At 40.3% G+C, this 22,880-nt stretch carries 24 protein-coding genes; 3 read left to right on the forward strand and 21 right to left on the reverse strand.

Features of this window, described 5'->3' with window-relative positions:
* Nucleotides 1-112: 112 nt before the first annotated feature.
* The 13 genes from V7783_RS14305 to V7783_RS14365 all read right to left on the reverse strand — a co-directional run bounded on the left by V7783_RS14305 (nucleotide 113) and on the right by V7783_RS14365 (nucleotide 9,969).
* Nucleotides 113-670: a hypothetical protein gene (locus V7783_RS14305; RefSeq protein ID WP_335679284.1), complete on the reverse strand. Its 558-nt coding sequence runs from the start codon at nucleotides 668-670 to the stop codon at nucleotides 113-115.
* 135 nt (nucleotides 671-805) lie between these two features.
* Nucleotides 806-1,270 carry a hypothetical protein gene (locus tag V7783_RS14310; RefSeq protein ID WP_335679285.1) on the reverse strand — a complete coding sequence of 155 codons (465 nt, stop codon included), beginning with the start codon at nucleotides 1,268-1,270 and terminating at the stop codon, nucleotides 806-808.
* A gap of 107 nt (nucleotides 1,271-1,377) precedes the next feature.
* Nucleotides 1,378-2,406 carry a DUF5677 domain-containing protein gene (locus V7783_RS14315; protein WP_335679286.1) on the reverse strand — a complete coding sequence of 343 codons (1,029 nt, stop codon included), beginning with the start codon at nucleotides 2,404-2,406 and terminating at the stop codon, nucleotides 1,378-1,380.
* A gap of 116 nt (nucleotides 2,407-2,522) precedes the next feature.
* The gene (locus V7783_RS14320; protein WP_054200823.1) at nucleotides 2,523-2,873 is read right to left on the reverse strand and encodes a hypothetical protein; all 351 of its coding nucleotides are present in this window, start codon (nucleotides 2,871-2,873) and stop codon (nucleotides 2,523-2,525) included.
* Between the two features lie 132 nt (nucleotides 2,874-3,005).
* Nucleotides 3,006-3,377: a hypothetical protein gene (locus V7783_RS14325; protein ID WP_335679287.1), complete on the reverse strand. Its 372-nt coding sequence runs from the start codon at nucleotides 3,375-3,377 to the stop codon at nucleotides 3,006-3,008.
* 119 nt (nucleotides 3,378-3,496) lie between these two features.
* Complete coding sequence (locus V7783_RS14330) at nucleotides 3,497-3,877, reverse strand: hypothetical protein (protein ID WP_335679288.1); 381 nt, start codon at nucleotides 3,875-3,877, stop codon at nucleotides 3,497-3,499.
* 80 nt (nucleotides 3,878-3,957) lie between these two features.
* Nucleotides 3,958-4,458: a hypothetical protein gene (locus V7783_RS14335; protein WP_335679289.1), complete on the reverse strand. Its 501-nt coding sequence runs from the start codon at nucleotides 4,456-4,458 to the stop codon at nucleotides 3,958-3,960.
* A gap of 107 nt (nucleotides 4,459-4,565) precedes the next feature.
* On the reverse strand, nucleotides 4,566-4,922 hold the full coding sequence (locus tag V7783_RS14340; protein WP_335679290.1) for a hypothetical protein: 357 nt from the start codon (nucleotides 4,920-4,922) through the stop codon (nucleotides 4,566-4,568).
* Between the two features lie 124 nt (nucleotides 4,923-5,046).
* Nucleotides 5,047-5,304, reverse strand: a complete 258-nt coding sequence (locus V7783_RS14345) for a hypothetical protein (protein WP_335679291.1) — start codon at nucleotides 5,302-5,304, stop codon at nucleotides 5,047-5,049.
* An 83-nt stretch (nucleotides 5,305-5,387) separates the two neighbouring features.
* Nucleotides 5,388-5,753, reverse strand: coding sequence for a hypothetical protein (locus tag V7783_RS14350; protein ID WP_335679292.1), 366 nt, complete (start codon nucleotides 5,751-5,753; stop codon nucleotides 5,388-5,390).
* 425 nt (nucleotides 5,754-6,178) lie between these two features.
* Nucleotides 6,179-7,576, reverse strand: a complete 1,398-nt coding sequence (locus V7783_RS14355; RefSeq protein WP_335679293.1) for a M28 family metallopeptidase — start codon at nucleotides 7,574-7,576, stop codon at nucleotides 6,179-6,181.
* A 218-nt stretch (nucleotides 7,577-7,794) separates the two neighbouring features.
* Entirely contained in the window at nucleotides 7,795-9,147 is a 1,353-nt protein-coding gene (gdhA, locus tag V7783_RS14360) for an NADP-specific glutamate dehydrogenase (protein WP_335679294.1), read from the reverse strand.
* 348 nt (nucleotides 9,148-9,495) lie between these two features.
* Nucleotides 9,496-9,969, reverse strand: coding sequence for a DUF1456 family protein (locus V7783_RS14365; RefSeq protein WP_335679295.1), 474 nt, complete (start codon nucleotides 9,967-9,969; stop codon nucleotides 9,496-9,498).
* A gap of 147 nt (nucleotides 9,970-10,116) precedes the next feature.
* On the opposite strand from V7783_RS14365, the gene V7783_RS14370 reads away from it, so the two are divergent.
* The gene (locus V7783_RS14370; protein WP_335679296.1) at nucleotides 10,117-10,869 is read left to right on the forward strand and encodes a hypothetical protein; all 753 of its coding nucleotides are present in this window, start codon (nucleotides 10,117-10,119) and stop codon (nucleotides 10,867-10,869) included.
* Between the two features lie 90 nt (nucleotides 10,870-10,959).
* Here the strand turns inward: V7783_RS14370 and V7783_RS14375 are convergent, their stop codons facing one another.
* The 4 genes from V7783_RS14375 to V7783_RS14390 all read right to left on the reverse strand — a co-directional run bounded on the left by V7783_RS14375 (nucleotide 10,960) and on the right by V7783_RS14390 (nucleotide 15,111).
* On the reverse strand, nucleotides 10,960-12,204 hold the full coding sequence (locus tag V7783_RS14375) for a lipoprotein-releasing ABC transporter permease subunit (RefSeq protein ID WP_335679297.1): 1,245 nt from the start codon (nucleotides 12,202-12,204) through the stop codon (nucleotides 10,960-10,962).
* Nucleotides 12,194-12,892, reverse strand: a complete 699-nt coding sequence (lolD, locus tag V7783_RS14380; protein WP_335679298.1) for a lipoprotein-releasing ABC transporter ATP-binding protein LolD — start codon at nucleotides 12,890-12,892, stop codon at nucleotides 12,194-12,196. The genes V7783_RS14375 and lolD overlap by 11 nt, the downstream gene beginning before the upstream one ends.
* A complete protein-coding gene (locus V7783_RS14385; protein ID WP_335679299.1) occupies nucleotides 12,885-14,102 on the reverse strand; it encodes a lipoprotein-releasing ABC transporter permease subunit in 1,218 nt (405 codons plus the stop codon). The genes lolD and V7783_RS14385 overlap by 8 nt, the downstream gene beginning before the upstream one ends.
* Before the next feature lie 139 nt (nucleotides 14,103-14,241).
* Nucleotides 14,242-15,111: a LysR family transcriptional regulator gene (locus tag V7783_RS14390; RefSeq protein WP_335679300.1), complete on the reverse strand. Its 870-nt coding sequence runs from the start codon at nucleotides 15,109-15,111 to the stop codon at nucleotides 14,242-14,244.
* A 113-nt stretch (nucleotides 15,112-15,224) separates the two neighbouring features.
* Here V7783_RS14390 and V7783_RS14395 point away from each other — a divergent pair, with 113 nt between their 5' ends.
* Together V7783_RS14395 and fghA are read left to right on the forward strand one after the other, a co-directional pair.
* Nucleotides 15,225-16,346: an S-(hydroxymethyl)glutathione dehydrogenase/class III alcohol dehydrogenase gene (locus V7783_RS14395; protein ID WP_335679301.1), complete on the forward strand. Its 1,122-nt coding sequence runs from the start codon at nucleotides 15,225-15,227 to the stop codon at nucleotides 16,344-16,346.
* Nucleotides 16,347-16,390: 44 nt separating this feature from the next.
* Nucleotides 16,391-17,236 (forward strand): S-formylglutathione hydrolase, encoded by an 846-nt coding sequence (gene fghA / locus V7783_RS14400; protein ID WP_335679302.1) that lies wholly within the window; start codon nucleotides 16,391-16,393, stop codon nucleotides 17,234-17,236.
* Here fghA and V7783_RS14405 read toward each other — a convergent pair.
* The 4 genes from V7783_RS14405 to V7783_RS14420 form a co-directional block, all read right to left on the reverse strand.
* Complete coding sequence (locus V7783_RS14405) at nucleotides 17,187-17,570, reverse strand: hypothetical protein (RefSeq protein WP_335679303.1); 384 nt, start codon at nucleotides 17,568-17,570, stop codon at nucleotides 17,187-17,189. The genes fghA and V7783_RS14405 overlap by 50 nt on opposite strands.
* A 129-nt stretch (nucleotides 17,571-17,699) precedes the next feature.
* Nucleotides 17,700-19,211: a BCCT family transporter gene (locus V7783_RS14410; protein ID WP_335679304.1), complete on the reverse strand. Its 1,512-nt coding sequence runs from the start codon at nucleotides 19,209-19,211 to the stop codon at nucleotides 17,700-17,702.
* Between the two features lie 127 nt (nucleotides 19,212-19,338).
* Nucleotides 19,339-20,952, reverse strand: a complete 1,614-nt coding sequence (locus tag V7783_RS14415) for an ABC-F family ATPase (protein ID WP_084448181.1) — start codon at nucleotides 20,950-20,952, stop codon at nucleotides 19,339-19,341.
* 270 nt (nucleotides 20,953-21,222) lie between these two features.
* Nucleotides 21,223-22,779, reverse strand: coding sequence for a SulP family inorganic anion transporter (locus V7783_RS14420; protein WP_335679305.1), 1,557 nt, complete (start codon nucleotides 22,777-22,779; stop codon nucleotides 21,223-21,225).
* Nucleotides 22,780-22,880: the final 101 nt, after the last annotated feature.

The following is a 22,880-nucleotide window of genomic DNA, read 5'->3' on the forward strand; positions in this document are numbered from 1 at the left end:
GCATTAAGGTGTGAGCAACGCTAGCACCAAACCTAAACCATTGCGCCGTAAACACGAAACCCAACCTTGAACTAAAAATGCCAAGCGTTGGGAATCACTCTTAAATGCTTTGTTAGGCTAATGATGTACTCGTACTACCAAAGTGCTTTCTAAATACAGTTTTAACCGCTTCACAGGCATTTTTTTCAATAGTTTTACGCCCATAGGTTCTATTTATGATTTCACTAGGAACTGAGCTTTCATCGATCAACTGTACATTTTCAACTTTCCGTTGAAAGCAGCCATGTTCATCGAAGAAGTCTTTTTGCACGTAGCTAGCCACTTGGCATAAGTACAATTGATTAGCCTGATTGCGAACAAACACAACATCTCCAACTTGCATCGTTTTTAGCCAATACTTGATTGCTAAATCACAGCGTTGTTTTCCTAGTGCTTTTTCATCTAGCTCATCATTAGCGATCAGCTCTTGCTTGAGTTTATAGATGCGGTCGAGTAACTCACGTTCAGAAAGCTCTAATCTAGGAAAAATAATACTTGCTTGTTGTTTAATCAACTCTTGATTACCGCAAGTACCGTGAACACTGTGAATATAAGGATATTGTGGTGAAAACGTGGGATCTGTGGCCACAATATCCTTATCCATTCTTAGAAAAAAGATGTTCTTCATCATATATCTCACAATTCGAAAAATTAGCCTAACGCCGTAATAAACGGCACAAAATAGCAGGCTAAACTTAGCGACGAAGGAGCACAGCCTGCTGTTTTGTGTCCTTTGTTTAATTACTTTGTTATGTATTACATACTGTTAGCTAAAATGCCTTTTAAACAGCAGCGGACAAAGAAACTTTGACTCTTTGGCCGACGGTAAGCTGTTATTCGGGTGCGAACAATAACTAAAAACTGTATTTACAAAGTAAGTTAATTCGACAAGATATTCATTAGCCTTTTTAGCTTTCAAAGCTTTGCTTGCTCGGACCATTTTTAGATCTGCAAGGTCATTTAAATCAACTGTAAGTCCGCCAAAGTATGGTTCATTGGTATAAAAATCAATTCGAAAAGCCTCGCCTTCCAAAACATACTCAATATCATGAAACTTCTTCCATGAGATAAACCCTGAATTATATTGCTTAGCTAACATAATACCTTTTTCAAGGTTGCCGCTCCTGCGATACTTTATCAATTTTTGACAGCAAGCTAACAAGTATTTTTTTATCTGCTTCTGCTTTTTAGGGTCAGCATTTAATTGCTGAAGTTTTTTAGATACATCCATATTTCAAGTAATACATAACGCCTCATTCAGAGGCAATAAAATAGCTGGTTAAAATAAGCGAGGCACGAGCAAAAACCAGTTGTTTTTTGTCCTGCTGAAATGACTTGTTATGAATTCATTTTCGCTATTGTTAGAAAATCTTCCCCAACTTGATCTTGGAAATCACTAATGATGTTCATTAGTACAATATGATCAATCGTTGGATGTAGCATTAAAATTGTACATGTTATTTGACCTAGGCTAATAGCCGTTGCATGTGCGGGATCTGTCATGCCTGAGTTACTTTGCCCAACGAGAAGTATATCTTCTGTAGCTTCATTGAGACCAAGTCGGTTTCTTGTTCCTTTAGAGCCTGAATGAATATTTTGACTAGCCCATTTGTAATAAGGACGCATGTGCTCTAACTGCACGTCTTTTTCAATGGCTCCAAACCCAACACGGTTGTGATCAGGAAATAGGTATGCTGCCCAGCCATAATGACCAGAAAACTTTTTACCATAATGCTGAATTAATCTCTCATATTCAACTTTACATTCATCAATATCTTTTTGCTCTGGTGCTTTTTCGTTTAACCTATCTTCATATTTTTTATGCTCACGCATGCCATCATAAGAATCGACAACATCATGAAAGTAGAACCTTTCAGCACATTCTTGACCGTGTTTAGCAATGAACATGGCTGTTACGTTTACCTCATGAAGCGCCCGCCATCTTGCATGAGCGGCATCAGCAAAGCCTGATTTCATAAGGCATAATATTTCTTGGGATATTTGACATGCTCTTGCGTGAAGCCTTACAACTAAATCAAATACTAGGTTTTGCTCAGTAACAGCTTCATTTCGATAGGAGTTATTAACATCTTCACCAGCCTCAGTACACGTAACAATTAAGGTCTCAAGGGAGTCAAAGCCTTTAGCCCATCTTTCATTGTTACGTTGAACAAAGCCCTCGGATAATTCTCGACGTTCTTTCAACATTTCCGTTGATGATTCCAATAGCGAAGCTTTAATTAAACGAACAGCGTCTGGTGTTACTTCAGAAATCAACTCGGAAATATCAATTTCATCTGCAATTTCAGGATTATCTGTCAATTTTTCATTGAGAGAACTCATGAATTGTTTATGAAGATTATCCACGCAACTCTCCTATGATTCATAACGCCTAAATAACAGGCTTAAAATTGTTGGCTAAAATAAGCGACGAAGGAGCAAAAGCCAACTGTTTTAAGTCCTTGTTTATTTTCTTGTTATGTTTACTCATCACCGTAGCACTTTATGTCAGATGGATTTGATTTAACGTAGAAACATGGAATAAATGATTCTTTATTTAAATCCGCACCATCTTTAGGTACTTGGAATTGGCGCTTAGCTAATTTAGCTTCCACTTTTTTAACATAGTTAGAAGGTGGCTGAAAATTAACATCGGTATTTTTTATTGGGTTAGTTGCTTTTGAAAAGCGTAGATTTGATAATTTACCGTCTTTATCTACTTTAACTGCAAATATAACTCCGTAAATATTTACGTTATCCCCGCTCGAATTATTGGTACTTTGACAACCGAATAATGACACCAATATCGATAATATAAATAGCTTTTTAAACATACGCCGAATTTCCTTGTAAACATAACGCCTTTAATAAACTGCGCAAATTATGGAGTGTTTTTGGCATACAATCAAGGCGAAGCCCTCATGCCAAAAATGCGGAATAATTTACGTCAGTTTTGATTAACTTTGTTATATTTCGTCTTTATGTAAGTCTAAAATTTCAACCACTTCAGCTTCAGCCACTTTTTTTGAACCTTCCATAAAGAAACCTTTAGTACCAATTTTAATTCTTTTTTGGTGAATCGATTTTCTGATTTCAGGTACAACGACTGTCATTCTTGCGAAACCTTCACGTTGAACATTTATTTCATTTTCAAAGATATCACCAGATTTATTTTCAAATGTAGGCCAAATCATGCTTAGACCTTCAATATTTAAATCATCGCCATCGTAAAACCAATCTGAACGATATCCATTGAAGGGCAAAGTTTTTCTTCCGCCTTCAGATTCTGTATAAAAATAATATTTTACTTTGAAATCATATCTTCTTTGCTTACTCATAATTCCTTCGCGTAGAAATATAACGCCTCATTAAGAGGCAAATAATTGTTGGCTAAAATAAGCGACGCAGGAGCAAAAGCCAACTGTTATTTGTCCTGCTTTAATGACTTGTTATATTTTCATTTTAATTCAATAGGTACAGTTATAGATATACCGCATCCGTCTCCATAGCTAAAAATTAAGCTATTCTTTTCAATAGGATTGGCTTTAACCAGAAACCATATTTTGGTTTCACTTTCATCTTTAAAAGGTTTTAATGTGGCAAAAAAACTAGGATTATCTTCATCACCGATAATGATCCCCGCTACATTAAACGATTGCCCTTCAATGGTTTTGGGAATTGAAACTGAAACACTATAAGTCCCTTTATTTAACTCACTATTTAATTTGAATTGACCTGCATAAGTAGCATCCCATTTAGCAGCTTGTTCCTCAGATTGAAAACAGCTAGTTGCATTGGTAAAAAATGAAAAGAAATATAAAGCTAAAAGAATTCGCATGCTCGCCTGCTTTGAAAATATAACGTTTTGAACAGCGGAAAACACGAGCTGAGCGAGTGGTTTTCCGATGGTTTAACTTGTTATAACTCACTTTCACCCAACAAAAAGTTAGATGACACTTTCTTAACTATGTACTTGTTTTTTGAATCAATATTCTGATATTCAAAGCTATCACTTGTTAATCCTATGATATTGTACGCATCATAGTTATATGGGTCGCTTGGGTTAGACGGGTAAAACTGACCATTATCGATTGCCCCACGATACATAGAAAAATAGATATCTCCAGCTACTCCCCAATGACCGGCTTCAGAAAATTTTTGAGTGGAGCCATCGATTTTCGTGATCAAAAAGTCAATTCTGTACGTTCCATCTGTCGAACGTTCGATAGTCCATTGTTTACGCCCACCTTCTTTTGTCGGAAGGTCTCCATACCACTTACCAAGCATCATTGTACGTTGCTCTACTTTAGTTTTTAGTAGAGCAGGCTTCGCCTCCGTAACCAAATTACTTTCATTTTTGGGCACAACAGAACAACCAGCTAACAAAATAAAACCCAAAATTATTGATAAATTTTTCATGACACTCCTTGTGAGTTATAACGCCCTAATAATGGGCAAAAAATTGTTGGCTAAAATGTTGAGTAACGAAAACAGCCAACTGTTTTTTGTCCTTATTTATTAGCTTGTTATGTTTCATTAGACACCCCTTCCTTGGAATAGTAAAGGGTATAACCCCAGAAAGGTTCCAATGATAAAAATTGAATTTTGTTAAGCTTACCAGTAAGAAAATAAGCCTTAATTCTGGTAGTTTGATCAAGTTGAACCAGTTCCCAAGATACGGTAACTTCGCCAATTGCAGCTTTAACAGGTTCACCAAATTCGTTTGAAATGTCCGTTTTAGAAGAATTGGATGTAAAGCTTCGTAAGGTTTCCAATGTAGCTTTTTGGGGAGCTGTCATTAAAGCTAGAGCATCTGTTGACGTATTAACTAAAAAGGCACCAATGATCCCAATCACGAATATTAAAATTAACCCTTTTTTCACACCAAACCTTCCCTGAAACATAACGCTTGCCTAACCGGCGCAAAATAGCAGGCTAAAATTAGCGACGAAGGAGCGCAAGCCTGCTGTTTTGCGTCCTTTGGTTTAGGCACTTGTTATAAGCCTTTTAATCACCGCCTCCAGAGATATTTGAACTATCGCCTGAACCACCACCGAAAGGCTTTGATGAACTAAGGGGTGTATCTTGTGAGCAGTGGAATAACCACAACCCAATAGCTGCAAATACTGGAATTAGCCAGACAAGAATAATTTGAGCTACTTTTTGAAAAGCTTCTAAATCGCTTCTCTTAGCCAAGTAAATAGAAACAACTAAATTTAATAGAGCTACTAAAGCTAAAGTGATTAACCAATAATTGTTTTCCACGCTACCCCCCTGGCTTATAACGCCCCAAGCAGGGGATTTTGTGAGTGTTTTTCAGCGAGCAAAATTCCCGCTGACTTGGTTTGTTATGTTTTTTTGTACACATAGTACCGAAACAAAACAGCCTGAAAAAGTGCAGCTATACCTAATACTGTAGGGGCATTATTGAACAAACAAGCAATTACAAATATTAATGGAAGTGCCGCGTAAAACAAGTAGGAACCATTGGTATACTTTTTTACTAACCAATGAATTGGAAAGCCAATGACCAACCAGCCAACGATAGAAATAAGAATATATACGCCGATGTAAAGCAAAAAAGTAACAATTAGCCCCAAGACATCATTCAATGATGAAGGTGCCATCCCCGTGAATAAAGGCCAAATTGCAATACCTATTCCAACGTATAAAATACTTTTAATTATGGCGCTATCCCATTCACCACTATTCAACAACAACCTCCGAAAACATAACAGTGTTTTACCAAGAATACCGATAAACACTCGCGAGTGTTTATCCTATTCTACGTAAATACACTTTAAAATTTATAATAATATTATTAACTTACTAACTTATGAGGAAGATGGCAATAAAAACTAGCCACTACAATAGCGAGAACTTACTTAATCGAGAATCAACATTTTTATTATACGAGAACAACCAAATTAAACATGACTAAAGTCAATTACTTAACTTTAATAAAAAAATAAAGCGAGAATTCACATCGGGTATTTACCGAGAATTTAGCTGCAATATCTTTGCAATGAATTATAACTGTATAAATAAACAGTTACAATTCATTATCGCTGCCCCTCTTCTATTATGCTTAAAACAGCATGGCGGTAGCGCAAGAGAGGCTTGCGCTACGCATTGTTAATTATTTTATATCCTGCTCAAATGCACCTACGTCACCAGGGAATACCACGGGTGATTCAATGCCATCTTTATTTACAGCGGCGACACCAAAGTAATAGTTGTCGATCACCACATTTTTAAGAGTGGCTTGCGTTACATTACCCACATAACGGCTAAACTGCCATTGTGGCTCGCTGGTGTAACGCCAGTAAATTCTGTAGCCAACGGTGGTTTTATCGCTGTTCTTTTGCCATTTTAAGGTGGTGCTTGGTTGCACTGCGCCAGATATTTCAACCGCTGTTGGTGGAGCGGGTGCCCACGCCATAGAGGCAAGACTCACGGCATTGAGTGAGGTTAGTTTTGCTGTGTAATCAAAATCTACGCCGTCGATTGTATCGCCATAAACAATGCCATCTTCTGTGCGTAGGTCTTGGTGTTGATGATTATAGTTTTCGTTAGTTTCCATGACTCGTACTGCGGCATAGCCCATGTCGTTAAATGGACGATGATGTCCGCCTCGTCCAAAACGGTCGAGCCTATAAACCAACATGGTATCTAAGTTAGGAATGTAACGATCGGCTATGGTATCAATATAACGGGCTAAGTTACGGCTCGCAGAGTCAACCTCACCACCAGTAAAACGGCGCTTATGGGCTTGCTCTTTGGTTTCAATAACACGTGTACCTTCAGAGAATATACGTGCTGTCGTGTTGTCAGTTACTCCGTTGATGCCAGTGATATTGCCAATCATGTCATTATTGAGTACACCATGAACTTGCCAGCCTTTTTGCTGGGCATATTCAGCGAGTATTTTACCACCAAATAATCCTTGCTCTTCACCAGAAAGCGCCGCATAAACAATCGAACCATTAAATTTATACTTAGATAACACACGAGCCGATTCAATCACGCCCGCTACGCCTGATGCATTGTCATTCGCACCGGGGGAATCACTGGTAAAATCCATTACGTCGCTCACACGTGAATCTATATCCCCGGACATCATTACCATGCGGTTGGGTGCATCACTGCCTCGTTGTATGGCAATGATATTGACTACTTCAACAGGATTTGGAATACGTTTTTCACCTGATATGGTGTCTTTTACTTCTAAAACCTCTAAACAGCCGCCACACTCGGCAGATATTTTTTCAAATTCTGATTTTATCCAGCGACGCGCAGCACCAATCCCTCGGGTATTTGATTTAGTCTCGGACAACGTGTGACGAGTGCCAAAATTAACTAAGGTTTGGATATCTTTTTCAATCCGGTTGGCCGATACCGACGCGGCGATTTCATGAAGTTTGGCTTGATCTTGATAATCTGGTTCGACAGCCAATGTGTTGGTTGCAATAAACAGTGTACTGATAAGTATCGCAGGTTTGCAGGATGTAAAAAGGTGGCTTTTTTGCTCAAACATGGTTGATGCTCTTTTATTGTTGATGAATACCCAAACAACAATACGTGAGTGAATAAATGCTGCAAATAATTTTGAGACTAACAACTGATTAACTCGTTTAATCACTAATTAGTGAGATAAACTGTACAATCATTTAAGCCCACTATAATAGTGAGCTATGTGAACGGTGTTTAGTTAAATGACCGCTAATGACTGTTTTTAATAAAGCAGTGGGTTAATTACACAACGCCCTGCTCTATCATCGCATCTGCAACACGGCGAAACGCTGCAATATTAGCGCCAAGCACTAAGTTATCAGGCTCACCAAACTCAGCAGCTGTATTGCTTGCTGTTTCAAAGATATTTTTCATTATCTGTTGCAGCTTAGTATCAACTTCTTCGAACGTCCATGACTGCATACTGGCATTTTGCGCCATTTCTAATTGGCTGGTTGCAACACCACCGGCATTAGCAGCTTTACCCGGCCCGTAGGCAATTTTAGCCTCAATAAACACATCGACTGCCGCTTTAGTACTTGGCATATTTGCGCCTTCACTGACCAAAATACAGCCATTATTAATGAGTGCTTGTGCATCGGATCCACATAACTCGTTTTGTGTCGCGCAGGGAAATGCCGCATCAGCAGCAAAACGCCACACCGCATGGCCATCGCTTGGGTAATCTGCAACTGCAATATATTGTGCATCGCTGTGTTTTTCCAAATAACGGGATAAACTTGCCCGCTCACCTTCTTTGAGTTGTTTTACAAGCGCCAGATCAATTCCCGCTTCATGATAAAGCGTGCCCGTTGAATCACTGCAAGTAATGGGTGTTGCCCCTAACTGATAGAGTTTTTCCATCGCATAAATTGCGACATTGCCAGCACCTGATACTAAGCAGCGCTTACCTTGCAAGCTGTCATCGCGTGCTTGCAGCATATAATTTGCAAAATACACAGCACCGTAGCCAGTGGCTTCTTTGCGCGCTAATGAGCCCCCCCACAATAAACTTTTACCTGTAAATGCACCATCGTAACGACCCGTTAGACGCTTATACTGGCCAAACATATAGCCTATTTCTCGTGCCCCTACACCGATATCACCCGCTGGTACGTCAGTTGTTGGGCCAATATGACGATATAATTCGTTCATAAATGACTGACAAAAGCGCATTATTTCAGCATCCGAGCGGTCTTTAGGGTCAAAGTTAGCGCCGCCTTTGCCACCGCCAATAGGTAAGCCGGTTAATGCGTTTTTAAAAATTTGCTCAAACCCTAAAAATTTTATGATGCTGGCATTAACACTCGGGTGAAACCGTAAACCGCCTTTGTATGGCCCTAAGCTTGAGTTAAATTCAATCCGATAACCTTTATTAACCTGAATATTACCGTTATCGTCAAGCCAAGGCACTCTAAACATAATTTGCCGTTCAGGCTCGACTAAGCGTTGAATAATGGCATTTTTTTGGTATTTACTAACGTTTTCGAGTATGGGTTCAAGAGACTCAAGCACTTCTTCAACGGCTTGATAAAATTCGCATTGTGCGGGGCTGGTGTGTTTTAACTGTGCAATAGTATTGTGGATATAATTCATAATTATGCTTCCGTGTTAATTGTTATTGTTTTATCAAATATTGAAATAGACATGATCAAGTTTATGTTTCATACAGTAAGAACCTTAAAGTAGTGGCAATTTCACCACTGTAGCATGCTATTGCAGTCTATTTAACGCCCAACAACGTGAATTATTTTTGAGTTAGCATATAGCCCACTAAATTATTACCCACTGTAAGTGAATATAAATCTATAAAAAGTAATTAAATTTAGTATTGTGGAGAAAAGTAGCACAGCGCAAAATGAGTCTTGGCGTATTTTAAAAGAGGTTTTATTAAAGGGGGTTGATCATATCCGCGCTAAACTCCTGCGAATATGATCTGCTAGATTATTCGCCGCTAATTGTTGGGCGGTTTTGCAACTGAATACCGGTTAAAAAGTTACGTAAGATTTGATCATTACAGACACGGTAGTGTTTATTCTCCGCTTTACGCGAGAAAGCACTTAGCTCATGTTTGCTTAAGTTAAAATCAGTCAAGGCAAGTACTTCAATCACATCTTCAGCTTTCATATTTAATGCGATACGCAATTTCATTAAAATAATATTATTATTTAGTTTGCTCTCTGGAACAGGTTGCTCGCCATCACGCTTGCCGCGTTTTGTATTAATAAAGCCATTTAGAAAAGTCGCAAACTCAGTATCGCTTGGCTCTACATGCCCGGCTTCGCTTTCTTTCGTCAGCCAACCTGTCACTTGCAGTGGTGTGACGACATGATCCGCCGCTGCAAAAATTTCAATCATGTTAGTATCAGTTAAATTAAAGGTATAACGCAGACGACGTAAAATATCATTATTAGTCAAAGTAAATTCCAGAGTAAGATAAGACAACCAAGCAAGTATTGCTGGCTTATTTAGAAGCCGTACAGTTTAACAGAGTTAATGAGGCACCCCTATTGATATTTTACGCAACCCCCACGCCACTATGCCCATATCGACATTACACCACTGATGCTTGATTTAACACAGCCTAGCCATGACAGCACAATAGCAAGTATACGTAGTCAGTACGGGCTTTTACGCATCGTGGAAAACAGCCAGCATCGCTGGTTTACCTTAGGTGATAATCACGTTATACAAGGCGTTATGGATAAATTACAGCCAAATTTACTCTGTGCGCCGGTTAATCAAGCCATGTTTTTGAGCCTATTGCCGCTATCAGCAAATGAACGCGTACTCAATTTAGGCGCTGGCAGTGGCTGTTTTGAACGTGTCTTAAAAAATCAAGCAATTCAACTTACGTCTGTCGAAATCAACGCCGATATTATTGCAGCTGCGCATCACTATTTTTTACTTGACGAGACAACCCCAATTATTAATGATTGCGCCGAAAATTTTATTACTCGGTGTCAGCAGAGTTTTGATGTGATTTTAATTGATATTTTTAGTGCGCAGTCACACCAAGCTCTATTACAAAAACACGGATTTTGGCATGCTTGTTTTAAACAGCTTACTTGTTTGGGAAAGATAGCTATCAACCTCGCTCCTCACAACGAGCAACAAGTGATCAACTTGCTGTTATTGCTGCGTCCATTGTTTCATGAGTTTATTGTCATTGAGTTTAAGCAGTACAAAAATATTGTACTTATCGCCAGTAATGACTGTTTAGCAGACATTACAATAGAAAATATAAAACAGCAGGATGATCCAAATACAGTGGATCTGGCTGAACATATCAACCAGTTACTGTATACGAAAAATTAAAAACGCGAGCCAAACTGACTTAAAAACACGCGGTGCTGGCGTTGTGGCTCGGCCTAAAATCTCATTGTGTGAAGGTAATTGGCAAGTAGATCAATTACCAAGCACCTTAGCAGGATCGACACGGGTTGCTTGCCATGCGGGGTAAATGGTTGCCAGTACCGCGAGAATAAATGTGACTATCACAGTAACCACAATATCTTGCCAAACCAGTTTGCTGGGTAAAAATTCTATAAAATAAACCCCTTCCAGCGGATTAGCCCCAAGTAACTGACTTACCAAAGTAAACAACTCACTGATATTCAGCGCTAGCATTACCCCAATAAAGCTGCCTAACACTACGCCAATAAAAGCTTGGCTTAACCCTTGTAAAATGAAGGTTGCGAGTATGGTGCTGTCTTTTGCGCCCATGGTTTTTAAAATTGCAATATTGGCTTGCTTCTCTCGCACTTCCATCACCAGCGACGAAACGATATTAAAACTCGCCACCGCAATAATTAAAAATACCACAATATAAACAATAGTTCTGACCATTTGTATATCTTGGTACAAGCTGCCTTGAGTTCTAAACCAGCTAGAGATATACACATAATCATCAATCGTTTGCCCAACACGTAATGCTATTTGGTGCGCTTGAAATACATCAGTTACCGCTAAGCGTAACCCGGTTACTTGCTGCTGTTCGTAACCAAGCACAGATTGCGCTTTTCTTAAATGAATAAATGCCGCGCTACTATCAATTGGCCCACCCATTTCAATAATACCGGCTAAGGTTAAGCTTACCCTTTTTGGCGATAATATTTCAGTACTGGTTTGATTGACTTGGGGGATCAATAAAGTCACTAACTCCCCTTGTTTTACACCTAACTGTTTTACAATTTGCTGGCCTAATATTACTTCGTCTTCGCTAATTTGACTTACCAACTTACCATGCGTGAATTGGTTAACCGCAGAGACTTCGCTTTCAAAAGCGGGATCTACACCGCGTACTTCAACCGCTTTAAGTTCACTTTTATACTGCGCCATACCATTTACACTGATAAACGGGGCTGCACCGGTTACACCGGGTTGTTGTTTGAGTTTTGCCACTTTTTCAGGCCAGTTATCAATTGCACGATTTGGTGCAACATATTCAACTTGTGGTACAACACTTAATAAACGATGTACTAGTTGCTGCTCAAATCCATTGATCACTGATAAAGCAACGATGAGCACAGCAACACCGAGTAAAATACCAATGGTGGATGCTTTGGCAATAAAACTGACAAAGCCATTTTTTTCATCGCTACTGCCAGAACTTGCTCTGAAACGTTTACTCAAATAAGCACTAAGCAACATAGCCAGCCTCTTTGACTGCCAATATTCCATCATTAAGGTAAGCAATTTTGCCCAGTTTATCGGCTAATTCTAAATCATGGGTTACAACCACAAAGCTGGTGTTTAAACTACTATTAAGCGCTTTGATCAAGTCGTAAATTTTAATCGCATTTTGTTTATCTAAATTGCCTGTTGGTTCGTCAGCCAATACCAGATCAGGCTCTGTTACTAATGCACGAGCGATTGCCACGCGTTGGCGCTCACCACCCGATAACATTGATGGTTTATGAGTACTACGATGAGATAAGCCAACTTTTTCTAGCATTGCGAGAGCTTTAACATTGGCCTCTTTAGCGCTGAGGCCTTTTATTAATAAAGGCATCGCAACATTTTCAACGGCATTAAATTCCATCAACAAATGATGAAACTGGTAAATAAACCCTAAATGATCGTTACGAAACTTAGCTTGCTCTGCACGAGATAATTTAGCAACTTGCTGGCCTTTGATTTTAGCAACACCGGCAGTTTGTGAATCTAAGGTGCCTAAAATATGCAACAAGGTGCTTTTACCGGAACCAGAACTACCAACAATTGCCAACATTTCGCCTTGTTGTAAGGTTAAATCTATGCCTTTTAATACCTCAACTTGATTGGCACCATCTTGATAGACTTTGCTTAACTGTTGACACTGGATAACTAAATCATTCATAACGCAATACCTCTGCGGGGCTAACATTGGCAGCTTTACGCGCCGGATATAAAGTGGCTAAAAAGCTCATGGTGATACTACCGAAGGCAATAAGCGATAAACTCATTACGTCAAACTTAACCGGTAAAGCAATCCCGGTTAATAGGTTTAAACCAATGCCAGCTAACACTTCGTTTATATAAGCACTGAGTAATAGACCAAGCCCTGCGCCAATGCTGGTACCAATTAAGCCATTGTATAAACCTTGGATCATAAATACTTGCTGCACTTGTGCGGGAGTTAAACCAAGCGTTTGTAAAATAGCGACTTCACTTTGTTTCTCGCTCACCATCATGGTCAACGCTGAAACAATATTAAATACCGCCACTAATACGATAAGCCCGAGTAACATTGACATGATCCGTTTTTCCATCGCCACCGCAGCAAACAAGGTGCCTTGTGATTGGCGCCAATCGGTCACGTTATGCTGATTTAACATAGTATTTGCAGATGCAATAAAGGCATCTAACTCAAATGGATCATTAAGTGAAATACTTAAATTAGGTGCGCTCGTTGCGGGTAACTTTAAGATCCGCTGTAACGAGGGGCCACTGGTAAACGCCAAACTCATATCTATTTCAGAGCCAGTTTCATAAATTGCAGCAACCGTGAATAAGCGTTGGCTTGGTACACGGCCAAGCGGCGTGTAGGTTGATGCATTCGGCATGATCACCCGCACTTTATCACCTAAACCAATCCCTAGCTTTCTGGTTAAGTAACGGCTGATGGCAATGTTATAGCGCGATGACATAACCGTTTGCCAATTCCCTTGCACAACTTTATCGCTGATCTTATATAAAGACGCGTTATCGTCGTACAAACCCTGCAATAACACGCCATGTAGATCACGGTTGGTTTGCAAAATAGCTTCGCCGTGGCGATATAAACTGGCATGTTTTACAAACTTAGATGCAAGGATATCATTTTGTAGTTGCGTCATTTGTGCCTGTGTTTGCCCCTCAGCTGCAATTTCAACGTGGGGAATAAGGCCGAGCATGTTAGTTTTAAGGTTATTTTCAAACCCATTCATCACAGAACTTACAGTAAATAATGCCATTAACCCTATGGCGATACCGGCAATGGAGAAAAACGAAATAAACGAGATAAATGCGTTCCCTTTAGCGGAGCGACTGTATCTCAGCCCGATAAACAGGCTAACAGGTTGAAACATAATTATTTATGGTTACATTTAAGGCCAATTCTGGGCTCATACTAGCATAGATAAAGTGCGATTGGGTATGCGCAAAAATGTAAAAATTAATGACAAATCAGATGCCGACGCTAATTTACTGGCATATTTTCAATAATCGTTAGTTCAGTGAAGCAATCAGATGGTCAAGTAATGCACGCACATTGGTTGCCACAAATTGCCGTGGTGGATACACGCCCCAAACACCTTCTGGCTTCGGCTGATTATTGGTTAAAATCGGCACTAAATCTCCCGAAGCCAAATCGCTTTCAATGTAATAATTGGGCAATTGAATAATACCCAGCCCTTTTTTAGCTGCGTCTGCCAACGCCCAACCACTGTTACACTGCAATCGGCCTGCTATTTTAATGTGTTTATCACGCCCTTGCTCACATACCCGCCAGTAACTGCTGTTTCCCACTAAGCATTGATGATACTGCAGTTCTGCCAAGGTATGTGGTTCACCAAAACGTGCTAAATAGGCTTTTGAGCAGCAAATTACAAAATGCCGCTCGCTTAAGCGCCGTGCTTTTAAGCTAGAGTCTTTTAAATGACCCAAGCGAATAGCCAAGTCAAACCCACCTTCTAATAGGTTTTCTTGCTCATTACTCAATGCCATCTCCACTTCTACGTCGCTGTGTTGTTGCATAAATGTGTGTACAGCAGGCATCACAAAACTTTCGCCATACATGACTGGCGCTGTGAGTTTGATTTTCCCTTTTGGCGTGCTTTGTTGTTGTGCAAGTACCCCTGTGGCATCGTCTAGTGCATGCTGTAAGTGCTTGGTCTGATGTAAAAACACTTCCCCTTCTTTGGTTAGCACTACTTTTCGTGTTGTGCGGGTCAACAGCTGCGTGTTTAAGCGCTGTTCAAGTTGTGTAACATGGCGACTTATATGTGCCACCGATACACCCAATACGGTTGCAGCCCGGGTAAAGCTACCCTCTTCCCCCACTGCAATAAACTCATCTATACCTGACCAACGACTCATTATTACCATACTGTAAAAGTGTTTTATAGAAATGGAGATTATCATTGTTTGAGAAACAAATAAAATAGCGCTATTGTTTTAAACCATCCATGTAATTAATAAAGAGAGAGCCCATGTCAGAGTTCATTAAATCAAAAGCTGCAATAGCTTGGGGACCGAATCAACCACTATCTGTTGAAGAAGTGGATGTGATGATGCCGAAAAAAGGCGAAGTCATGGTTAAGATCACTGCAACGGGTGTATGTCATACCGATGCGTTTACTCTATCAGGCGCGGATCCTGAAGGGATCTTCCCTGCTATCTTAGGCCATGAAGGCGCAGGTGTTGTCTATGCTGTTGGTGAAGGTGTAACAAGTGTAGAAGTGGGCGATCATGTGATCCCGCTATACACCGCTGAGTGTGGCGTGTGTAAAATGTGTACATCAGGTAAAACAAACCTGTGTTCAGCAGTACGCGAAACCCAAGGTAAAGGTCTAATGCCAGACGGCACCACCCGTTTTTTCAAAGATGGCCAACCAATTTATCACTACATGGGCACGTCAACGTTTTCTGAGTACACAGTGCTGCCAGAAATTTCTTTAGCCAAAGTAAATAAAGAAGCCTCGTTAGAAGAAATTTGCCTACTTGGTTGTGGTGTTACAACGGGTATGGGCGCGGTCACAAACACTGCAAAAGTACAAGTTGGTGATACGGTTGCTATTTTTGGTTTAGGTGGTATTGGTTTATCAGCAATTATCGGTGCGAAAATGGCTGGCGCTTCACGTATTATCGGCATAGACATTAATACATCTAAGTTCGATCTGGCAACTAAGTTAGGCGCTACAGATTTGATCAATCCAAAAGATTTTGACAAACCAATCCAAGAAGTAATTGTTGAGATGACCGATGGCGGCGTTGATTTCTCATTTGAATGTATTGGTAATGTTGATGTTATGCGTTCAGCCCTTGAGTGTTGCCACAAAGGTTGGGGTGAGTCGGTGATCATTGGTGTTGCAGGAGCTGGCCAAGAAATTTCGACCCGTCCATTTCAACTTGTGACCGGACGCGTTTGGCGTGGCAGTGCTTTTGGTGGCGTGAAAGGCCGTTCACAACTACCAGAAATTGTTGAACGTTACATGGCCGGCGAATTTGCATTAAATGACTTTATCACTCATACCATGGGTCTTGAAGACATTAATGACGCATTTGATCTGATGCATGAAGGTAAAAGTATTCGTACTGTTATCCACTACTGATCAAAGTGGCCACACTTAAAGTGTGGCTTTTTAGCGAGGATATTATGTTAGATAATTTAAGTGCCGCAAAAGTCAGCGGCGGTTGGCACAAACAATATAGCCATACTGCCAGTAGTACACATTGTACAATGCGATTTGCGATATTTTTACCGCCAGGCGCAAGCCAAACCAATAAGGTACCAGTGCTTTATTGGTTATCAGGCTTAACTTGCACGGATGAAAACTTTATGCAAAAAGCCGGTGCCTTTAAAATGGCTGCTGAGTTAGGTATTGCCATTGTTGCCCCAGATACCAGCCCTCGCGGTGATAATGTACCGGATGAAGACAGCTATGACTTTGGCCAAGGTGCAGGTTTTTATGTAAATGCCACACAAGCGCCCTACAACACTCACTATAATATGTATGAGTATGTGGTAAATGAGCTACCCGCTTTGATAGAGCAACACTTTCCAGTGACTGATAAAAAAGCAATTAGTGGTCATTCAATGGGTGGCCATGGTGCGTTGATGATTGCCTTGCGTAATCCTCAAAGTTACACCAGTGTGTCGGCGTTTAGCCCAATTGTGAACCCGACTGATTGCCCATGGGGTCAAAAAGCGTTTAGCCAGTATTTAGGCAGTGATAAATCGACGTGGGCCCAATATGATACCTGTGAGTTAATGAAACAGGCTAATGAAAATGATTACCTGCCAATGCGTGTTGAACAAGGTGAAGCGGATAACTTTTTAGTTGAGCAATTAAAAACTGAAAACTTATTCCAACAAGTGAATGAGAAAGGCTATCCTGCTGAAATAAATATGCATGCAGGTTACGATCATAGTTACTTTTTCATCAGTAGCTTTATTGACGAACACCTATTATTTCATCAAGCGTATTTGCAGGCTCAATAGCCTGTTTTTGTGTGAGGTTGTCTGCGGTGACTTCCTCACATTCTTTAAGTGTTTTAGTCACTCTTTTACAAATTACTTGAGGCTGTGATTGCTGTTGCACTAAGCCAACCAAAAACCTATCTACCTCAATACCCAAATCAGTAAACGATAAAGTCTGTTGTTCAGCAACTGGCACTGCATTTTGTGGCGTAACATGTGCTGGAGAAAGCGCCAAATCTGCATCGTAATTTTCATCCGCTTTTGTATAGATAGTACTATCAACAAGCACACCTGCAACCGTACATGCTGTGAGTAACTGACTTACAAATAGCGCCAAAATAATTTGCTTATGCATAATTTAAAATTCCCTGTCGGTTGTTGCTGTATTCCTAACCCTTACTATAACTAACACAATAAGAAACACTGTAAAAAACTGTAATAACATGGCAATTAATTCAACATGCAAAACTAATTAACGCTCAGCTTATTCTTGTAGTTCAGTTATAAACTCTTTCACAAAACCAATTAGCTGCAAAATAAAAATAAAGAAAAATGGCACAGCACCAATGACCGCCAGACTGCGGTTGAGCAGTTCATTATTTTCTAATAGCAATACCCAGCTACTCAAAGCAAGTACAAATGACCAAGTGTATAAACTTAACCGATGACTGTGTTTTGCTGCCGCTAAGTTGCGGATCACTAATATGGCAGAATCTACTGAGGTTGCGACAAAAATCAGTAATAACAGCAAGCTCGCCCAAATAAGTACGCCCCCTTGCCAGCCGAGCTGTTTTAAAAATACAAATAAACCTTGGGTATAGTCAATTTTAATGGCGGCCATAATGCCGCTACTATGGCCACTGTCCCAAGCAATTGCAGAACCAGAAAAAACACTAAACCATAAGATAGTCACACAAGTTGGCACAACGACCACACCGAAAATGTACTGCCATACTGGTCTTCCTTGGCTTATTTTAGCTAAAAATACGCCAACAAAGGGCCCCCATGCTAGCCACCAAAAATAATAATTATAGGTCCAGCTATTTGCCCATTTAGGCTCATTTAATTGACTTGAAAATTGCCAAGTACCCGTCACTAATAAGTGGATATAATACTTACTACCTTTTAACGCCACATCAATGATCGGTTGCAATGGCACCATCATCATCAGCCAAACAAGAACAAAAAATGCTAAAAATACATTGAATTGACTCAATGTCTGCACCCCTTTTTTTAATCCTAATCGGGCAGACAAACTATACAGTAATGCCAATAGCACAATAATTATTAAACCGACTAGCCATGGCGAAGCAACACCCAGTTTCAGTTCAATGCCTTTACGCAGTAATAAAGTAGAATTAGCAATCGTGCCAACTACACCAAAAAATATGGCTAAAATGGCCAGTAATTGAATCAAAAATTTGAGTCTAATTTGTTCGACTCTATTTAAAAATGGCCGTGTTAGGCTCAATACAGGGGCACTAATATCACCCGCTTTACCGCTATTACGGCTTAAACCGCCGAGCACTAAACCAAACACTGCATACAAAGCCCATGCATGTGCCCCCCAATTTACTAGCGTGATAGCCAGTGCTGCCGCTTGGCGATCAGGATATAAACTTTGTTTTAAGGGCGGTTGCAATACATGCATAGCAGGCTCTGCTACGCCCCAAAAGACTAAACCAGAGCCCATACCTGCGGCAAACAACATGGAAAGCCAACCAAAGGTTGAAAATTCAATCTTTGCTTGCTCGCCGCCAATTTTTCGTTGCCCAAGTGGACTTATCGCCAGCACAATGACACTGATCAACAAAAAGTTTACCAACAAAAAAAACGGTCCACCCAGAACAGCTAACACATCAATAATCAAAGGTTGGATAGTCGCAGTCAGGGTATTTGGGAATAAAAAAGCCCCTGCTACTGATATAAGACACAGTATAAGTGCAAATTTTTCAAGATTGGCGGTGAGTTTAAAAAAAGGGGGTCGAATGGCCACACTGATACCTTAAAAATTATCAATGCTAACAATACGGTGCTTTTAGATTGATATCAAATTAGTATTTATTTAGGGAGAAACTAGACACAAAAAAACCGACCTAAGTCGGTTTTTAAAGCGTACTAGCTTACTTTGCAGCCAACAGCTTTGCTTGCTCTTGCTGGCTTGCCATAAACTCATTAAAGGTACCATGGAAGTTAACTACTTCTTTGTCACGAATATCAATAATACGAGTTGCTAGCGATGACACGAATTCACGGTCATGGCTGACAAAAATCAATGTCCCTTCAAAGCCTTTTAAAGCATTGTTTAGCGCTTCAATGGCTTCCATATCCATGTGGTTTGTCGGCTCATCCATAACTAACACATTGACATCTTGCATCATCAACTTGCCAAACAATAGGCGGTTTTTCTCACCACCTGAGCAATTACGGGCTTTTTTATTCGCATCATCGGCAGTAAACAATAAACGCCCTAACATGCCACGCACCATTAAATCGTTATGTTTAGCTGTGCGCCACTGTGACATCCAATCAAATAAAGTTAAATCGTTATCAAAATCTTTGCTGCTATCTTGTGGGCAATAACCAATAGAGGCATTTTCTGACCACTTCACAACACCGTGATTCGCTTCAAGTTCACCCACTAAACAGCGAATAAATGTTGATTTACCCACACCGTTTTCACCAATAATGGCAAGTTTTGAACCCGCTTCTAAAATCAGCTCGCCGCCTTCAAACAATACTTCACCGTCAAAACCATGGCCGAAATCTTCTAAAATCAATGCTTGGCGGTGCATCTTTTTACCTTCATCAAAATACAATGATGGTGCCATACGGCTTGATGATTTAACCTCATCTAAACTGATTTTATCCATGCGTTTAGCACGTGAACTCGCTTGTTTGGCTTTTGATGCGTTAGCACCAAAGCGATTTACGAAATCTTGTAACTCTTCGATTTCCGACTGCTTCTTGGCATTGCCTGCAAGCAACTGTTCACGTATAAGCGTTGATGCTTCGATGAATTTTTCATAGTTACCTGGGTAAATTCGCAGCTCACCGTAGTCAATATCAGCCATGTGCGTACACACAGCATTAAGGAAATAACGGTCATGAGAAATAATGATCATAGTACATTTACGTTGGTTAAGTTCATGCTCTAACCAGCTAATAGTATGAATATCCAAGTTATTAGTAGGCTCATCCAGTAATAAAATATCTGGATTTGCAAACAAGGCTTGAGCAAGTAACACACGCAGTTTCCAACCAGGCGCCACTTGCGACATCAACCCAAAATGAAACTCTTCTTCAATACCCGCTTTTAACAAGATATCGCCAGCACGACTTTCTGCACTGTAGCCGTCCATTTCAGCGAAAATGCTTTCCAGCTCCGCCACTTTCATACCATCTTCTTCACTCATTTCAGGGAGTGAATAAATGCGCTCACGTTCTTGCTTTATTTTCCATAACTCAACATCACCCATGATCACCGTATCAACGACTGTGTATTGCTCAAAGGCAAATTGGTCTTGGCTCAAGTTACCCACTTTTAAGCCAGGCCCGATTGACACATTACCTGACGTTGGCGCAAGCGAGCCATTGAGGATTTTCATAAAGGTTGACTTACCGCATCCATTTGCGCCAATTAAGCCATAACGGTTACCGTTACTGAATTTAGCTGAGATATTTTCGAACAAAGGTTCGGCACCAAACTGCATGGTGATATTAGCGGTAGAGATCAAGATGAATTTCCTAAGCAATTACTGGCAAGTTAACGATTCGTAAGTAAGGAAAAGTTAATACAGGCAATAAGACGGTATAAAGAGGACGCGAATTATACAGGCAGCTTGGCGACTAGTCGAGCTTAGTCTCACTTATTGACAACCAATAAGTGCTAATCAATAAATAATGCTGTATCTGGATGATGCTAATACGTAGATACAAGAACACAATAAAATCGTGAATACAAAAAAGCGAAAGCACTGCCTTCGCTTTTTACTCAAATAAACCGCTTAAGCAAGTTTGTCTGAGGCGACTTTATAAGTTGGATCTTCTATTACATTCACTTCAACTAAATCACGTGCTTTATGCAGTAACAGAGCACAATCTTTGCTTAGGTGGCGAAGGTGTAACTGCTTGCCTGCTTTCGTGTATTTATCAGCTAACGCGTCAATGGCTTCAATAGCACTATGATCAGCGACTCGGCTGTATTTGAATTCGATGATAACGTCTTTCGGATCGTTTTTAACATCAAACAACTCTGCAAACTTTTTCACTGAACCGAAAAATAATGGCCCGTGTAGCTCATAGACTTTAGAACCTTGATCATCAATGTAATTGGTTGTGAAAATATGTTTTGCATGTTGCCAAGCAAAAACTAAGGCTGAAACAATTACACCCACACATACCGCAATAGCTAAATCAGTAATGACGGTCACGCCTGACACTAACACAATCACAAACGCATCTGACTTTGGTACACGTTTCATCATTTTGAAACTAGCCCATTCAAATGTGCCTAATACCACCATAAACATTACACCAACCAGTGCTGCAAGTGGGATCATTTCAATCAAGCCAGCGGCAAACAAAATAAACGCAAGTAACATCAATGCAGCAGTAATCCCCGACAAACGCGAACGACCACCCGAATTAATATTGATCATTGATTGACCAATCATTGCACATCCACCCATCGCACCAAAGAAACCACAGGTTACATTTGCAGCACCTTGGCCAATACACTCTTTATTACTTTGACCGCGCGTTTCAGTTATTTCGTCAATTAAACTCAATGTTAATAACGATTCAATTAAACCAATCGCCGCTAGAATAAGCGCATATGGCAGAATAATTTTTAGCGTTTCTAAGCTAAACGGCACCATAGGTATATGAAATTGTGGTAAACCACCAGCAATAGTCGCGGCGCTGTCGCCGGTCATGTCTTTTAGGAAATCAAGGACTGTACGCGCTTCTAAATCGAAGCCCATCACAATGGCAGTAACAGTTACAATTGCCACTAAGGTCGATGGCACCGCCGTGGTTAACTTTGGTAAAAAATGAATTATAGCCATTGTTAGTGCTACAAGTGCGAGCATTATCATCATCGGCGTGCCGGTCATCCATTGCACGCCACCTTCGCCATCTGACACTTTAAATTGGCCAAGTTGGGCGAGGAAGATCACAATCGCGAGTCCGTTTACAAAGCCCAGCATAACAGGATGCGGTACCATGCGAATAAACTTACCAAGCTTAAACACCCCAGCAAGTATTTGCAGCAACCCCATCAGTAGTACGGTTGCAAATAAGTATTCAACGCCGTGATCCAGCACTAAACTTACCATCACTACAGCAAGTGCCCCAGTTGCACCAGAGATCATGCCTGGGCGACCACCAAAAATAGCGGTGATCAAGCCAACAATAAATGCTGCATACAAACCAACTAAAGGCTCTACATTTGCAACAAAGGCAAATGCAACAGCTTCAGGTACGAGCGCAAGCGCAACCGTAATACCTGATAAGATATCGTTTTTAGCAGAGCTTGGCGCCTTGCTTAGTAAGTTAAACATTGAATTCCTCTTGCGGATGTGGGATCAAAAAAGCGCTGAATTCTAACAAATTAAGCTAAGGTTAACAATTGTAGTAAGGGGAACAGGTTAAAGTCTATAAA

It is taken from the genome of Pseudoalteromonas sp. (assembly GCF_036960685.1).
Classification (GTDB): Bacteria; Pseudomonadota; Gammaproteobacteria; order Enterobacterales; family Alteromonadaceae; genus Pseudoalteromonas.

Bases quoted from the DNA above. Each gene is read 5' to 3' on its own strand.
- V7783_RS14405 (WP_335679303.1), bottom strand. From the start codon at position 17,570: ATGCATAAGCAAATTATTTTGGCGCTATTTGTAAGTCAGTTACTCACA.
- V7783_RS14390 (WP_335679300.1), bottom strand. From the start codon at position 15,111: ATGAGTCGTTGGTCAGGTATAGATGAGTTTATTGCAGTGGGGGAAGAG.
- V7783_RS14370 (WP_335679296.1), top strand. From the start codon at position 10,117: ATGCTTGATTTAACACAGCCTAGCCATGACAGCACAATAGCAAGTATA.
- V7783_RS14325 (WP_335679287.1), bottom strand. From the start codon at position 3,377: ATGAGTAAGCAAAGAAGATATGATTTCAAAGTAAAATATTATTTTTAT.
- V7783_RS14320 (WP_054200823.1), bottom strand. From the start codon at position 2,873: ATGTTTAAAAAGCTATTTATATTATCGATATTGGTGTCATTATTCGGT.
- V7783_RS14375 (WP_335679297.1), bottom strand. From the start codon at position 12,204: ATGTTGCTTAGTGCTTATTTGAGTAAACGTTTCAGAGCAAGTTCTGGC.
- gdhA (WP_335679294.1), bottom strand. From the start codon at position 9,147: ATGAATTATATCCACAATACTATTGCACAGTTAAAACACACCAGCCCC.
- V7783_RS14310 (WP_335679285.1), bottom strand. From the start codon at position 1,270: ATGGATGTATCTAAAAAACTTCAGCAATTAAATGCTGACCCTAAAAAG.
- V7783_RS14335 (WP_335679289.1), bottom strand. From the start codon at position 4,458: ATGAAAAATTTATCAATAATTTTGGGTTTTATTTTGTTAGCTGGTTGT.
- lolD (WP_335679298.1), bottom strand. From the start codon at position 12,892: ATGAATGATTTAGTTATCCAGTGTCAACAGTTAAGCAAAGTCTATCAA.
- V7783_RS14355 (WP_335679293.1), bottom strand. From the start codon at position 7,576: ATGTTTGAGCAAAAAAGCCACCTTTTTACATCCTGCAAACCTGCGATA.
- fghA (WP_335679302.1), top strand. From the start codon at position 16,391: ATGTTAGATAATTTAAGTGCCGCAAAAGTCAGCGGCGGTTGGCACAAA.
- V7783_RS14330 (WP_335679288.1), bottom strand. From the start codon at position 3,877: ATGCGAATTCTTTTAGCTTTATATTTCTTTTCATTTTTTACCAATGCA.
- V7783_RS14420 (WP_335679305.1), bottom strand. From the start codon at position 22,779: ATGTTTAACTTACTAAGCAAGGCGCCAAGCTCTGCTAAAAACGATATC.
- V7783_RS14385 (WP_335679299.1), bottom strand. From the start codon at position 14,102: ATGTTTCAACCTGTTAGCCTGTTTATCGGGCTGAGATACAGTCGCTCC.
- V7783_RS14305 (WP_335679284.1), bottom strand. From the start codon at position 670: ATGATGAAGAACATCTTTTTTCTAAGAATGGATAAGGATATTGTGGCC.
- V7783_RS14395 (WP_335679301.1), top strand. From the start codon at position 15,225: ATGTCAGAGTTCATTAAATCAAAAGCTGCAATAGCTTGGGGACCGAAT.